The sequence below is a fragment of the Actinomadura macra NBRC 14102 genome, from assembly GCF_001552215.1.
GTDB classification, from domain to species: Bacteria; Actinomycetota; Actinomycetes; order Streptosporangiales; family Streptosporangiaceae; genus Spirillospora; species Spirillospora macra.
Window position 1 is genome coordinate 132222 of record NZ_BCQT01000010.1, and the last position, 14603, is coordinate 146824.

10 protein-coding genes are annotated in these 14603 nt (G+C 71.8%); 4 read left to right on the forward strand and 6 right to left on the reverse strand.

What is annotated here, in order from left to right:
• Positions 1-19: 19 nt before the first annotated feature.
• The 5 genes from AMA02S_RS17345 to glf all read right to left on the reverse strand — a co-directional run bounded on the left by AMA02S_RS17345 (position 20) and on the right by glf (position 7740).
• Entirely contained in the window at positions 20-2707 is a 2688-nt protein-coding gene (locus AMA02S_RS17345) for an HAD family hydrolase (protein ID WP_067459503.1), read from the reverse strand.
• Between the two features lie 148 nt (positions 2708-2855).
• Positions 2856-3629: an ABC transporter ATP-binding protein gene (locus AMA02S_RS17350; RefSeq protein ID WP_067459506.1), complete on the reverse strand. Its 774-nt coding sequence runs from the start codon at positions 3627-3629 to the stop codon at positions 2856-2858.
• Positions 3630-3632: 3 nt separating this feature from the next.
• Positions 3633-4502, reverse strand: coding sequence for an ABC transporter permease (locus AMA02S_RS17355; protein ID WP_067459509.1), 870 nt, complete (start codon positions 4500-4502; stop codon positions 3633-3635).
• Positions 4499-6559 (reverse strand): glycosyltransferase, encoded by a 2061-nt coding sequence (locus AMA02S_RS17360; protein WP_245667617.1) that lies wholly within the window; start codon positions 6557-6559, stop codon positions 4499-4501. Before AMA02S_RS17360 ends, AMA02S_RS17355 begins: the two co-directional genes overlap by 4 nt.
• Positions 6556-7740 (reverse strand): UDP-galactopyranose mutase, encoded by a 1185-nt coding sequence (glf, locus tag AMA02S_RS17365; RefSeq protein WP_067459512.1) that lies wholly within the window; start codon positions 7738-7740, stop codon positions 6556-6558. Before glf ends, AMA02S_RS17360 begins: the two co-directional genes overlap by 4 nt.
• 133 nt (positions 7741-7873) lie before the next feature.
• Between glf and AMA02S_RS44205 the strand changes: the two genes are divergently transcribed.
• From AMA02S_RS44205 to AMA02S_RS44215, 3 genes are read left to right on the forward strand one after another with little or no spacing between them, the layout of a single operon-like run.
• Positions 7874-9199, forward strand: a complete 1326-nt coding sequence (locus AMA02S_RS44205; RefSeq protein ID WP_067459515.1) for a hypothetical protein — start codon at positions 7874-7876, stop codon at positions 9197-9199.
• An 8-nt stretch (positions 9200-9207) separates the two neighbouring features.
• On the forward strand, positions 9208-10404 hold the full coding sequence (locus AMA02S_RS44210) for a hypothetical protein (RefSeq protein ID WP_067459518.1): 1197 nt from the start codon (positions 9208-9210) through the stop codon (positions 10402-10404).
• Positions 10401-11381 carry a glycosyltransferase gene (locus tag AMA02S_RS44215; protein WP_245667618.1) on the forward strand — a complete coding sequence of 327 codons (981 nt, stop codon included), beginning with the start codon at positions 10401-10403 and terminating at the stop codon, positions 11379-11381. The genes AMA02S_RS44210 and AMA02S_RS44215 overlap by 4 nt, the downstream gene beginning before the upstream one ends.
• Here the strand turns inward: AMA02S_RS44215 and AMA02S_RS17385 are convergent.
• Positions 11363-12859: a family 43 glycosylhydrolase gene (locus AMA02S_RS17385; RefSeq protein ID WP_084265253.1), complete on the reverse strand. Its 1497-nt coding sequence runs from the start codon at positions 12857-12859 to the stop codon at positions 11363-11365. The genes AMA02S_RS44215 and AMA02S_RS17385 overlap by 19 nt on opposite strands.
• A 122-nt stretch (positions 12860-12981) precedes the next feature.
• On the opposite strand from AMA02S_RS17385, the gene AMA02S_RS17390 reads away from it, so the two are divergent.
• Positions 12982-14526 carry a sulfatase family protein gene (locus AMA02S_RS17390; protein ID WP_218005005.1) on the forward strand — a complete coding sequence of 515 codons (1545 nt, stop codon included), beginning with the start codon at positions 12982-12984 and terminating at the stop codon, positions 14524-14526.
• Positions 14527-14603 lie beyond the last annotated feature (77 nt).

Below are 14603 nucleotides of genomic sequence, written 5' to 3' on the forward strand. Positions count from 1 at the left end.
GCGCGTTCCACCCTGAAAGTCATGAGCCATCGCCGAGCTTCCTCCTGGCCACTCGTCCGGCGCCGGCCGCCACACCCTTGACGCCCATCGTCCGGTACTCCTCGCGGAGCCGTTCGGTGAGCCGGGCGGCGCGGGCGGACCGCTCGGCCCTGCGGTCCACCGGCATCCGCGGCGCCATCCCGGTCATCGACTGCGGCAGCATCGCGAACGCGACGGTGACCTGCGCGGACGAGATGACGGATACCCCGGCGCGGCGGGCGAGCGGAAGCCACACCGCCGCGTAGGGGGTGTCGAACTCCATCAGGTTGCCACCGAGGTAGCGGCAGTCCGCATAGTGCAGGCCGACGAAATCCTCCGGTTTGTCCCAGCGCAGCACCGCGGCGCGGCGGCGGCCGCCGGCGATGACCTCGGCCTCGATCCAGTCGACGCGGACGATCGCGGGACGGCCCGGGATCGCGATGGAGATGTCCACCGTGTCGTGGTGTTCGAACCGGAACCGGGCGAACGACAGGCCGTTGTGGTTGATCCGGACGCGGCGGCGGACGGGCTCGTGCCACCGGTCGTCCGCCGTCCGGTACCGCAGCCTGCTGTCGTATTGTTCGCCGGCCGGGTCGAGCGCCGCCGGGTCGATGGCGCCGGTGGTGATCGCCCGCGCCATCGCGCCGAGCCCGGTGTCGGACGCGGCGATCAGCCCCGGCCAGAACGAGTCCCGCATGTGCAGGTCGCCGAGGTCGCCCGGGGACAGGTACGGGACGGCGGGCTTGAGGTCCTCGGGCAGCAGCGTGGTGACCATGGTCGAGCCGAAGTTGTCCTCGTGCGCCCAGTTGCCGAAGACGGCCGCCTCGTCGGGCGTCGGCGACTCCAGCGCCCCGACGAGGATCCTGGACAGCCGGTCCCGCGCGGGGCCCGGGCCGGCGAGGCTCGGCCATGCACCTTCGGATGCCCCTCCGGGAGCGCCCTCCGAGGCGGTCACGTACCGGTTCCAGAGGCGCTGGAACGCGAGGATGCCGTCCTGGACGGTTCGGCGCTCGGCGTTCTGGGACGGGGAGTCGGCGCTGTCACCGAGGATCGGTGCGGCGTCCTCGGTGAAGCCGATCAGCGACCCGCACAGCGCGTTGACGCACTGCTCGACGATCTCGGGGCTGCGGGTGACGGTCGCGGCGACGTGCGCGGGGTGCCCGGCCTGCGCGAGGTAGCCCTCGGCGCGGAGCCCGGCCAGATACACCTGCTCGGCGCGCTGGTCGGTGGCGAGGTAGAGACCGGCGGGGGCGATGTCGATCCGGGCGATGTCCAGTGCGCGGGCGAGCTGCCGCTGGATCGTCCCGCCCCAGCCGAGGTCGACCAGGGTGAGGCCGGGGTCGTCGAGGGCGCCGGCGTCGCGCAGTGCCTTGATCAGCCGTTCGCGGGCGGCGGTGACGGTGACCGCGAGCCGGTTGCACAGGTGCGGAGTCTCGGTCAGGGCCCGGCTGACGCGGTCGGCGATGTCGCCGTTGTCGATGACGGTGTCCAGCTCGGTCGCGAGGCCGGGCACGTCGCCGGGCTGGAGTTCCAGGACCGACAGCGCCTGCCGGACGGTCAGGTGGTAGCCGGTGCGCAGGAACGCGTGGACCGCGTCGGTGTCGTGCGCGTCCAGCCCGGCGAAGGACGTCACGAACCGCGACAGCCAGACCGGTTTCGCCTCGACGTCGAGGCCGCGCGCCCGCGCGGCCTCGTTGATGAGCCGGGAGAGCAGCTCGCCCTCGCGCATCGTGCACCACAGGACGCGCGTGCCGGTTTCGTGTGCGCGCTGGGCCGCCCATTCGGCGAAACCGGTCAGGATCGGTCCAAGCACTCCTGCGCCGTAGCGCCACGCCACGTCCAGCGCCGAGGTCGTGTGCGGGACGCCGGAGTGGACGGCCTTGGCACGCAGGCTGGTCAGACCGAAGTCGCCGTGGATCTCGTCCAGGTCGGGTGCATAGTCGCCGGCGTACTGGAGGGGTTCGCGCTCCCGGCGCAGGACGTCACGGTAGGCGTCGTCGAGCCTGCGGTAGTGGACGGTCCGGATTCCCAGTTCCGCCGGTACCTCGTCGTCGGCGACGGGGTGGTCGCCGATGTGCACGATCTGCTCGGGGCTGCGGTCCAGATCGCGGAGCACGATCTCCCAGAGGCCGGACGCCTTGTCGGTGCCGTGCTGGTTGGAGCGGAAGACGCGGACGTCCTGGAGAGGGCCGAGCTCGGGGCGGTCGAGCAGGTGGGACAGGTGGTCCTCGGTGAAGTAGGTGTCGGAGACCAGGATGACCGTGATGTCCTGCTTGCGGGCGGCCTTGACGACCTCGGCGATGTCCAGGTCGACCACGGTGAGCTCGCGTTCCAGCGCCACCTCCGCGCCGACGAGCTGCTCCAGCGGCGCGGAACCGAACAGCCCGTCCGGCATGGCCCGCCAGATGTCGGCCAGCGAGACCTCCGTGCCGAGGGTGTCGCGGCTCCGGCGCGCCGTGTTCTCGGCGGCGATGCGCAGGCGCCGGAAGGTCGCGTCGGTCACCCAGGACGGGCACAGCCCCGCGGCGCGCAGCCGGGCGCCGAGCAGCCCGAACACGTCCGGGGGACGCGGGACGCGGCGCCAGAGCACGGTGTCGAAGATGTCCAGGGAAAGGACGGCGCACGCGCGATCGGCGATGATCCGGTGGACGTTGTCGAGCAGCGGGCTCCCGTTATCCTGCGTGGTCAACGCAGCACCCCTTTTCCGAACTCGGCCCTGCGTCCGCGGTCCGCCCGCCGCGGCACGAGACACCTTATCCAAGCCCATATCGGAATCTGTCTGCTCGGAATCCGTCTGCTCGGAATCCGCCGCGCGGCCGACAGTTCTCGCCGGAAATTCATAGGGCAGCCCCGCTGTCCGGGAGCGAGGTCGCGGCGCGGCGGGCCTGCCGGTCCGCCCGGACGAGCTGCCCCGCCTCCGCCGTGGGACCGTCGAAGACGACCCGCCCCTGCCGCATCGTGACGCCCCGGTCGCAGAGCCCGACCAGCATCTGGATGTCGTGCGCGACGATGACCATGGTGCGGCCCTCGCCCCGCAGCTCCCGGATGCGCTCCAGGCACTTCTCCCGGAACGGCGGGTCGCCGACGGCGAGCACCTCGTCGATCAGGAAGACGTCCGGCTCGGTGTGCGCGGCGATCGAGAACGCCAGCCGCATGAACATGCCGGAGGAGTAGAACTTCACCTGGTCGTCCAGGAAGCGCCCGACACCGGAGAACTCCACGATCGCGTCGAACTTGCGCGCGATCTCGGCCTGGGACATGCCGAGGATGGCCCCGTTGAGGTGGACGTTCTCCCGCCCGGTCAGCTCGGGGTGCAGCCCGGCGCCCACGTCGATCAGCCCGGCGACGCGGCCCCGGACGAGCACCCGTCCCTCGTCCGGCCGCATGACCCCGGAGATGAGCTTGAGCAGCGTGCTCTTGCCCGAACCGTTCAGCCCCATCAACGCCACCGTCTCGCCCTGGCTGATGGTCAGGCTCACCTCGTCCAGTGCCCTGAACCGGTCGGACAGGCTCTGCCCCCGCAGCGCCCGGACGCTCATCTCCTTGATCGACCGCGCGTGCCGCAGCGTGAAGTGCTTGGTGACGGAGTCGATGACGATCGAGGGGGCCACGGGTCACAGCTCCTGCGCGAATCGCTGCTGCATGCGGGCGAACACCGCGTGCCCGGCCAGGAACACCAGCACGCTCAGGCCGAGCGAGAGGGCGGCGCGCACGTACAGGTCCGGCGGGAAGGCGAAGTCGCCGCCCGTCCCGGAGTACCAGAACGCCCGCTGGAACAGGGAGACGGCACTGACCAGCGGGTTGGCGAGGTACAGGTCCAGGACCCAGCCGGGCGCGTGCGTCCGGACGTGCGTCCACGGATAGATCATCGGCACCGACCAGGTGATGACGATGACCGAGATGTCCACGACCTGTTCGAGGTCGCGGAAGAACACGTTGACGGCCGCGCACAGCAGGCCGAGGCCGAGCCCGAGGACCACGATGATCGCGAAGCCGAGCGCGGCGGCGGCCAGGCCGGTCGGCGAGGGCCGCCATCCGGCGGCCACGGCACCGCCCAGCAAGATCATCATTCCGGGCAGGAAATGCACCAGCGACACCAGCGCCGACGCCGTCGGGAACAGCTCGCGCGGAAGGAACACCTTGCGGACGAGCGGCGCGTTCCCGGTCACCGAGCGCGTCGTGGAATGGAGCGTCTCGGTGAACAGGTTGATCAGCACCATGCCGGCGAAAAGGTAGACCGGGAAGTCCTCGACCTGCTTGTCCATCCCGAGGAAGACGCCGACCACGAAGAAGTACACGGAGAACGTCACGGCCGGCCGCACGTAGGACCAGCCGAGACCGAGCAGCGACCCCTTGTAGCGGGCCCGCAGTTCCCGGCGCACCAGGAGCCGCAGCAGATACTTGTTCCGGAGGGTCTGGCGCAGCCCGCCGTCCTCTCCCGGCGGGCGCAGCCGGTCGTCCGGACGGATCGGCGTCGTCGTCATTTCCGGTCAGGCCCCGCCATGTCGGCGGCGGTGTCGGCGGGGCTGTCCGCGGAGCTGTCTGGCGAGGCGGCGGTGAAGGTCGCGCGCCACGCCTCCGGTGAGGTGATCTCGTCCAGGGCGTCCCGGTAGCGGCGGCTCAGGTCGGGCCACTCCCGGCTCAGCCGGGCATGCAGCAATGACGTCCGCCTGAGCAGGGTCCGGAACCGCTCCGGGTCGCGCTGGTACCAGGCGACCTTCGTGCCGTCGGCCGAGGAGACCAGCGCGCTGTCCACCTGCGACAGCAGGCCCCAGTGCCGGTCGATGTGCGGGACGACGAGTTGCGGGTTGTCGTGCCCGGCCGGGTCCAGCGGCCGGAGCTGCCGGAGGGTGCCGAGCATCGCGCTGGTCAGCACGTTCACCTTGCCGCGCGGGGGTTTGAAACCCCGTCCCCGCTTCGGCGGCTTGTCCTGCCGCACCTGCGGGAACTCCTCGTGGCTCGGACGGTTCCGCGCGTCCGGGAACGCCGCCCGGAACGCCGTGATCTCCGCTAGCTTCCCGGCGATCCCGGCGTGCATGTGCTCCGGCCCGGCGAGGACGTCCTCGATCGCCGACAGCATCAGCTCGGCGGTGGAGTACTGCATGGCCAGGGCGTGCTTCACCGAGATGATGAAGCTCTCCTTGACGAGGTTGCCGCCGCGCTCGTACGGCGAGTGCACCAGCGCGGTGACGAGCCGGTTGCGCTCGTGGAAGTACGCCTGCCAGTCGATGCCGTCGTCCTTGTCCTGCCACGGCACGTGCCAGGCGGCCATCCCGGGCAGCGACACGGTCGGGAAGCCCGCCGCGCCGGCGCGCACGCAGTACTCGGCGTCGTCCCACTTGATGAACATCGGCATGGACAGCCCGACCTTGCGCATCACGTCGACCGGGATGAGGCACATCCACCAGCCGTTGTAGTCGACGTCCACGCGCCGGTGCAGCCATTTCGTCTGGCGTAGGCTGCCCCGGCTCTTGCGCGAACGGGGGCTCGGGTTCGTGTCGGGCGGGAGGGCGAAGTCGTGCTCGCGCTTGGTGTGCGGCGCCTCCTCCCACCACCAGCGATATCGCCCGATGGTCTCGCCGTAGGCGTGCAGCTGCGACCGGACGAACAGGTTGAACATGTGCCCGCCGACGATCGTGGGCGTCCGGGCGAAGTCCCCGAACGCGACCGCGCGGAGCACGCCCTCGGTCTCGGTGACCACGTCGTCATCCAGCAGCAGGACGTAGTCGCTGGTCCCGGCCTTGAGCGTCTCGTCCATCGCGCGGGAGAAGCCACCGGACCCGCCGAGGTTCGCCTGCTCGATCAGCCGGAGGCGGGAGCCCAGCCCGCCGGCAGCGCGGGCGTAGTTCGCGTCGTCGCGGACGCGCCGGCTCCCCTGGTCGATGACGAAGACCTCGTCCACGATCTCCAGCACCTCGGGCGCGTCGCCCAGCGCGCGGAGCTGGTCGACGCAGAAACCCGGCCGGTCGAACGTGGTGATGCCGAGGCTGACGCGGCCCTGCCGTACCGGCCCCGTCCCGGCCAGGTCGACGCACCAGTCCGCGCGCTCCAGGACGGCGTCGTCCTCTCCGGCGAGGACGTCCATCCAGTACCAGCCGCCGTCGATGAACGGGCTCAGCGTCAGGCGGAACGTCTCCTCGCGCGGGGTCGGCGAGTCGACCCGGACGGACGCGACGCGCTGCACGTGCCCCTTCGCGCTCGACCGGTAGACGATCACGCTGGCCTGGCCGCGCATCCGGACCCGCAGGACGACCTCGTCCACGCTCGTCCAGCGCCGCCAGTAGCTCGCCGGGAACGCGTTGAAGTAGGTCGCGAACGAGGCCCGCCCGCCGACGGGCACGACGACGCTGCGCCGTCCCACGACGTCGGCGGCGGCGACACCGTCCTCGGCGGCGGCCTCGGCGGCCAGGGCCTGCGCGCCGCGCCCGATCTCGCCCTCGACGTACAGGGTGAGGACGTCGAGGTCGCGGTCGACGGGCATCACCACGCGCTGGACGACGCGCAGGTCGGCGGGTCCCTGGCCGGTCTGCTGCTCGCTCACTCGTCCGCCCTTCCGTGCTGTCCGGGTTCGTTGGTAAGACGCGAACCCGTGGCGAAATGGGGACGCAGTCGGTTGTCGACCATGCTGAGCGCGCCGGCGATGGCCATGTGCATGTCGAGGTACTTGTAGGTGCCGAGCCGCCCGCCGAACAGGACGCCCTCCTCACCACGGGCCAGCTCGCGGTAGGCCAGCAGCCGGGCGCGGTCCTCGGCGGTGTTGACGGGGTAGTACGGCTCGTCGCCGCGGACGGCGGCCCGCGAGTACTCCCGCATGATCACCGTCCGGTCGGACGGGTAGTGCTCGCGTTCGGGGTGGAAGTGCCGGAACTCGTGGATGCGCGTGTACGGGACGTCCTCGTCGGCGTAGTTCATGACCGCGGTTCCCTGGAAGTCCCCGGTCGGCCTGACCTCCGTCTCGAAGTCCAGCGTCCGCCAGCCGAGCTCGCCCTCGGCGTGGTCGAAGTAGCGGTCCAGCGGCCCGGTGTAGACGACGGGCACGTTGCCGGCCGCGTCGTCGCGCAGGTCGAGGAAGTCGGTGCCGAGCCGCACCTCGATGCGCGGGTGGTCGGCCATCCGTTCCAGCCACGCGGTGTAGCCGTCGACCGGGAGTCCCTCGTAGGCGTCGTTGAAGTACCGGTTGTCGAAGGTGTACCGGACGGGGAGCCGCGTGATGATCTCCGCGGGCAGGTCGCGTGGGTCGGTCCGCCACTGCTTCGCCGTGTAACCGCGGATGAACGCCTCATAGAGGGGGCGCCCGATCAGCGAGATCGCCTTCTCCTCCAGGTTGGACGGGTCGGACACCTCGGCGGCCTGGCCTGCGATCAGCGCGCGCGCCTCGTCCGGGGTGAAGGCACGGCCGAAGTACGCGCAGATGGTGCCGAGGTTGATCGGCATCGAGTAGACCCGACCCTTGAACGTCGAGTAGACGCGGTGCCGGTAGTCGGTGAAGGAGGTGAACCGGTTCGCGTAGTCCCAGACCCGCCGGTTGGACGTGTGGAACAGGTGCGCGCCGTAGCGGTGGACCTCGATGCCCGTCTCCGGCTCGGCCTCGCTGTAGGCGTTCCCTCCGATGTGCCCGCGCCTCTCCAGCACGAGGACGCGCAGGCCGAGCTCGGCCGCGCACCGTTCGGCGACCGTGAGCCCGAAGAACCCGGACCCGGCCACCACGAGATCAACGTTCACTGGAGGGCGTCCATCCCATGCGGGGGGAGCGGAAGACCTGGCGGAACATACGTCACCAGCAGGTCTATTGGTATGGAATGGGGCTAAGATACCCGGCGTTTGTTCGGTACCGGCGCAAGAACCAAGGATCGCGGTGGTCTCCCCCCTTTCCGGTCGGACGGCGCAGGGCGCGCGTCCCGTGGTCTATCTGCACGTCGGGGCCGCCAAGAGCGGCACGACGTATCTCCAGCAGGTGCTGTGGCACAACCGGGACCGGCTGCGCGAGCACGGTTGCCTCTACCCCGGCACGGACCTGGCCGACCACGTCAGGGCCGCCTTCGACCTGCGGAGGGCGTTCTTCCGGGGGGCGTCCGACCCGTCCGTCCCGGGCGCCTGGCGGAGCCTGGTCGAGCGTGTCCGCGACTGGCCAGGAAAAGCGATCATCTCCCAGGAGCTGTTCGCGCCCGCCACCGCGAGCCAGGTCGCCCGGGCGATGGCCGATCTCGACTTCGCGGACGTCCACGTGGTGTTCACCGCCCGCGACCTCGCCCGGCAGATCCCGGCGCACTGGCAGGAGGACGTCAAGAACCGGTTCAGCACGCCGTTCGCCGAGTTCACGGCGGCGCTGCGGCGCACGGACTGGCGCAGCTTCGATTCCGCGCGGCTGTTCTGGGGGTTGCAGGACCCGGTCGCGGTCCTGCGCCGTTGGGGCGCCGCGCTGCCGCCGGAACGCGTCCACCTCGTCACGCTGCCGCGCCCCGGCGCGCCCCGCGACCTGCTCTGGCAGCGCTTCTGCACCGCGGTCGGTCTCGTCCCGGACGAGTACGACCTGTCGCGCTCGTTCGCCAATCCCTCACTCGGCCTCGCCGAGAGCGAGTTCCTGCTCCGGCTCAACGCCGCGCTGGACGACGGCGTGGGCTGGGACGTCTACAACGAGATCGTCAAGCACTACCTGGCCCAGCAGGTGCTCACCGGACGTCCGGCGCCCGCCAGGATCGGGCTGTCGCCGGACGACCTCCGCTGGGCGACCGAACGGGCCATCGAGACCGCCGAGGGCCTGCGCGCCACCGGCTACGACGTCGTCGGCGACCTCTACGAACTGGTCCCGGCCGCCGGGGCGGGATCCGTAGGCGCGGCGCCGGCCGGGACGGCGCCCGCGGGGGCTTCCTGGGCGGAGTTGGCCGATGTCGGCACCGACGCCGTCGCGGCGCTGCTGCTGCGCGTTCTGGACACCGAACGGCGGGGGGCGTCCACGCCCGGTTCGGAGGTGGCGCCGCGCGACCGGCTCGACCTGCTGCGGGACGACTCGCGAGAACTGCTGGAGGTCACCGGACGGCTCGCCCACGACGCGACACCCCTCGTCCACCGGGCGGTGCACCACGCGAGCGAACGCTATCCGGCCGTGCGACGGGTCCGGGGCGCATACCGTCGTCTCCAAGACAAGACGGGCCGATCCGACGCCGGGACGAACCAGGGGTGAGCGCTCACATGGACACGCGGGGCTCCGCGAAGACCGTCTACCTGCACGTCGGCGCGCCCACCGCCGGGGCGGCGTTCCTTCAGCGGGTGCTGTGGGAGAACCGGCGGCGCCTCGGCGACGCCGGCGTCTGCTACCCGCTCGCCGGTCCGCAGGAGCACTTCGCCGCGGTCATGGACCTGCGCGAGATGAGCTGGGGAGGCAGCCGCGACCCGGCCTGGAACGGTGCCTGGGAGCGCGTCGCGCGGCGCGCCCGCGAGTGGGACGGCGGCACGGTCGTGTTCTCCGACGGCCTGCTCGGCGGCGCGACCGAAGAGCAGGTCAAGCGAGCCGTGGCGGCCCTGGAGCCGGCCGAGGTCCACGTGGTGTTCGCCACCCGCGACCTGGGCTGGCAGCTGATCTTCGACTGGCAGGAGCAGATCCGGCACGCGCACTCGATCACCTTCGAGCGCTTCGTCGACGACCTCGTCACGCTCGGGATCGACGCGCCCGAACCGTACGGGGAGATGTTCTGGGGGCTGCACGACCCCGTCCGGGTGCTGCGGACCTGGGAGACGGCCGTCCCGAAGGAGCGCGTGCACGTCCTCACCCTCCCGCCGCCGGGCGGGTCGCCGGCGCTGCTGTGGGAGCGCTTCCGCGCGCTGACCGGCATCGACGCCGGGGCGTGCGACATCGAGGGCATCGAGGGCGAGGAGCCGCTGTCGGCGATCGAGGCCGAACTGCTCCGCCGGTTGAACGTCAAGATCGCGCCGGTGCTGGGCGGCGACTACGAGCGGATGGTCGGCGACCACCTCGTCGGCCACGGGCTGGCGGAGGCGACGGACGAGACGGGCCGCACCCCGATGGGCCTGCCCGCGCGTCACGCGGGCTGGGCGGCGGAGCGAACCCGGGAGATCGCCGCGTCGCTGCGCGCCTCTGGCTACGACGTGGCCGGCGACCTCGACGAGCTGACGACGTCGCGGCACCCCGTGGAGACGACGCTCCCCGGCGACGTTCCGGACGAGCTGATCGCGACCGCGTCCGTCGGGGTCGCCGCGCACCTGCTGGAGGGGCTGACCCGGGCGCACGAGCGGATCGGGCTGGCGCACCTGCACGGCGAGATGGCCGAGGTCCGGCAGAACCTCGAAAAGCTGCTGGCCGCCGCCGCGGCGCCGTCCCCCGCGCTCCAGCGGGCGGCGCGCCGCGCCACCGGACGGCGCGGACCGTGACCGGCACCCCGGACGCACCGGACGCGCTGGACGCACCTGCGGGCGCGTGCGTGGCCGCCGTGGTCGTCACCTTCAACCGGCGCGACCTGCTGGACGAGGCGCTCACCGCGCTCGGCGCCCAGACCCGCGTCCCGGACCGGATCATCGTGGTCGACAACGCCTCCGCGGACGGCACCGCGGCACTGGTCCGCGACCGCTTCCCCGACATCGAGCTCTTGGAACTGCCGCGGAACGTGGGCGGGGCGGGCGGGTTCGGCGCCGGGATGGCCCGCGCGCTGGACGCCGACCTCCTGTGGCTGCTGGACGACGACACCGTCCCCGAATCCGGCGCGCTCCAGGCGCTGCTGGACGCGCGGGAGCGGGCCACCGCCGGTGACGGCCCGCCGACCCTGGTGGCCAGCCGGGTCGTGTGGACCGACGGCCGCGACCATCCGATGAACACGCCGCGCGCCAAGCCCCGCGTCCCGTCCGCCGAGTTGGAGATCGCACGGGCGGCGGGCTGCGTGCCCGTCCGCTCGGCGTCGTTCGTGTCGGTGCTCGTGGACACGGCCGCAGTGCGCGAGCGCGGGTTGCCGGTCGCCGACTATTTCCTGTGGAACGACGACTTCGAGTTCACCACCCGGCTGCTGCGCGGGCGGCGCGGGATCCTGTGCCCCGGCAGCGTCGTCGTCCACAAGACCAGGACGTTCGGCGGCGCGGACGCCGACCCCGGCGACCGTTTCTTCTACGAGGTCCGCAACAAGATCTGGCTCTTCACGGGCAGTCCCGGGCTCGCGCCACCGGAGCGCGTCCTGTATGCCGGGTCCACGCTGCGGCGCTGGTCCCGCACGTTCGCCTCGTCCTCGGACAGGACGGTTCTGCGCCGCGCGATGCTGCGCGGTGTCAGGAAGGGTCTGTTCACCCGGCCGAGACCCACCGCGACCGTCCTGCGTGATGTCGGCGTGGACGTACCTTCCCCCTACCGGACCTCCAGGTAGTCGAGCTGCCCCTGACCGTTGACGCGGCGGAGCCCGAGGGTGTTCCATCCGCTGCTCAGCTCGACGTCCGCGGAGGTGGACGTCCAGTCGGCGCCCTTGGTCACGCGCAGCCGCACCTGCGCCGCCGCGGTCCCGTTGACCGACAGCTCCAGGTCGGAGTCGTGCCCCGACCGGTTGGCGTACTGCGCGCGGACGGAGTACCGCCCGGCGGCGGGCGCGAACACCAGCACCTCCAGCCGGCAGCCGTCCCGGTCGAACGGCCCGACCGCCGTGCCGCCCGAGGCGTTGGGCCGGCCGAGCGCCGAGACGCACCCGTTCAGCCGTCCGCCCTCGGCCTCGTAGCGGACCGGCGTGCCCCGGATCGCGGGCCGGGCCCCGTCCCAGCCGAGCGGCGTGACGTACATCCCGCGGTTGACGCTCGCTCCGCCGAGGTACTTCAGGATGCCGTGGAAGACCAGGTAGTCGCCGGTGTCGTCGCTGAGGACGTCCGCGCTGCCCGGTCCCTCGACCCGCCCGCCGTACGCACCGGTGGACTGGAGCGGCTGGGCGGCCTTCTCGTACGGGCCCTCGATCGACGGCGCGACCGCGTACCGGGTCTGGTAGTTCGACCGGAAGTACCAGCCGGCCGAGTACAGCAGCACGTACCTGTCGCCGCGCTTCACCAGGTCGGGCGCCTCCACGAGGGCGGGTTCCGAGTCGTGTCCAAGGATCTTTTTCGGCTCGCCGTACAGGCCGAGCCCGTCCGGGGTCAGCCGGGCGAGATAGATCGCCGCCGACTTCCGGGCGTCGCTCTTGTAGAGCAGGTACCGCGTCCCGTCGGCCTCGACGTAGGACGCCGGGTCGATGGCACCGCCGAGGTCCATCGGGCACACCAGCGGTTCACCGTCCAAGGGGACGAAGGGACCGGCGGGCGACGTGGCCGTGGCGGCCCCGATGCACTGAGCGTCACCGTCCTTGCGGCGGGCGGAGAAATACAGCACGTACGTCTTGGACGCGCCTTGGGGCGGCACGACCTCCGGTGCCCACGTTCGCCCCGTGGTGGCCCAGGCGGGGAGCCGGGCGAGGCCGTCGCCGGGTGCGCGCGTCCACGGCCCGGTGGGCGACGGCGCGGTCGCGACGGGCATCGCCGCGTCCGCGTTGTTCGTGCCGTACGCGAAGTAGGTGCCCGCGGCCTTGATGACGGCGGGGTCCGCGAAGTACTGGTCGAGGACGGGCTTGACCGGCGAATACCCCGGCGGGCTGACCGGCCCGGGGGTACCGGCGGGGCTCGGCAGCGGAGCGGGCGAACCGGGCGCAGAGCCGGACGCGGAGGGCCGCGCCGAAGGCGGTGCCGAGGCTTGCGCGACAGGCCGGTCTGGGCCGGGGGCGCAGGCGTTCGCCACCGCGACGATCACCGCGATCACGGCACTGAGCACGGCGCCGGCGACCAGCGGCGTCATCGGACCGCCCAGTCGCGGATCCCCGGCCCACCTGTTCATCACCCCGCATGATGCCAACAACCACAGGCGACGGCGAACCACCACGCGACGCGCGAAACGCCCCCCGGATCGTTACGCTGCTGACGGCCCTGATCATCGCCACGGCGAAGGAGAGACGGATCTTGATCCGACGAAGCCGGCTCCGGCGGCGCCTGGACCGCCGTCCGGGGGGCGTGCCGGCGGCCGTCCCTTTTCTCGTCCTGATGAGCCTGGTCCTGGTGCTGGGGCCGGCGGGGTGTTCCGATGCGAAGGACGGCCGGGCCGAGCCGAGGAAGACCGTCCCGGCGAAGAAGCCGAACATCGTCTTCGTCCTCACCGACGACCTCTCCTGGAACCTGGTGGCGCACATGCCGCAGGTGCGGGACATGCAGGCGCGCGGGCTCACGTTCGACAACTTCTTCGTGGCCGACTCTCTGTGCTGCACGTCCCGGTCGACCATCCTCACCGGCAAGTACCCGCACAACACCGGCGTGCGCACCAACTTCCCGCCGGACGGCGGCTACGAGGTGTTCAAGGCCCACGGCGGCGAGCAGTCGGCGTTCGGCGCGGGACTCCAGAAGGCGGGCTACCGGACGGCCTTCCTGGGCAAGTACCTGAACGGCTACCAGCCAGGCGACACGCAGGGCGGTGCAACGCCCTACGTCCCGCCCGGGTGGAGCGAGTGGTACGTCACGGGCAACGGCTACCCCGAGTACAACTACAACCTGAACGAGAACGGACGCCTGGTCAGGTACGGGCAGGCCCCGCAGGACTACCTGACCGACGTCCTGTCGGGGAAGGCGAACGACTTCGTCCAGCGCGCGGCCGACGCGCGCCAGCCGTTCTTCATGGAGGTCGCCACGTTCGCGCCGCACGGCCCGTTCGTGCCGGCGCCCCGGCACGCGGCCGTGCTCCCCGGCGTCCGGGCGCCGCGCTCGCCCTCGTTCAACGAGCCCGACGTCCGCGACAAGCCGTCCTGGCTGCGCTCCCATCCCCGGCTGCGCAAGCCGGGACTGAGGGCCATCGACAACGGCTTCCGCGACCGGGCGCGCATGGTTCAGGCGGTGGACGAGATGATCGCCCGGCTGCGGCAGACGCTGGCGGCGAAGGGCCTGGACCGCGACACCTACCTCGTGTTCGGCTCCGACAACGGCTTCCACATGGGTGAGCACCGGCTCGCCGGCGGCAAGATGACCGCGTTCGACACCGACATCCGTGTCCCGTACGTGGTCGTCGGCCCGGGCGTCCAGGCCGGGCGCCGCACCGGCGCGCTCGTCCAGAACACCGACCTGGCCCCGACGTTCCTCGACCTCGCCGGCGCGCCCGTCCCGCCCGCCACCGACGGCCGCTCGCTCGTGCCGTTCCTGCGCGGCACCGAGCCCGCGGGCTGGCGGAACGTCGCGCTGATCGAGCACGTCAAGCCGCGTCCGACGGCCGAGGACCCCGACCGGCAGGACTCCGCGCCCGGCGCGCCGCCGACCTACAACGCGCTGCGCCTGCGTGATGCCCTCTACGTCGAGTACCAGGACGGCGAACGCGAGTTCTACGACCTCGTCCGCGACCCGCACCAGCTCGCCAACCAGGGCGGGCGGCTGCCGCCGGACCGCCAGCGGCAACTCTCGGCCCTGCTCTACGCGCTGACCCACTGTTCGGGCGCCGGCTGCGCGTCCGCCGGACGCACGCGATAGGGGCCTGCGGGAGGTCCGGCAGGTCAGCGCGGGACGAACGGGGGCACCCCCGCAGATCGCTATCATCGCTGGCGACA

Excerpts from the sequence above, each read along its gene's own strand:
- AMA02S_RS17355 (WP_067459509.1), bottom strand. The coding sequence starts at position 4,502 with ATGACGACGACGCCGATCCGTCCGGACGACCGGCTGCGCCCGCCGGGA.
- AMA02S_RS44210 (WP_067459518.1), top strand. The coding sequence starts at position 9,208 with ATGGACACGCGGGGCTCCGCGAAGACCGTCTACCTGCACGTCGGCGCG.
- AMA02S_RS17385 (WP_084265253.1), bottom strand. The coding sequence starts at position 12,859 with ATGAACAGGTGGGCCGGGGATCCGCGACTGGGCGGTCCGATGACGCCG.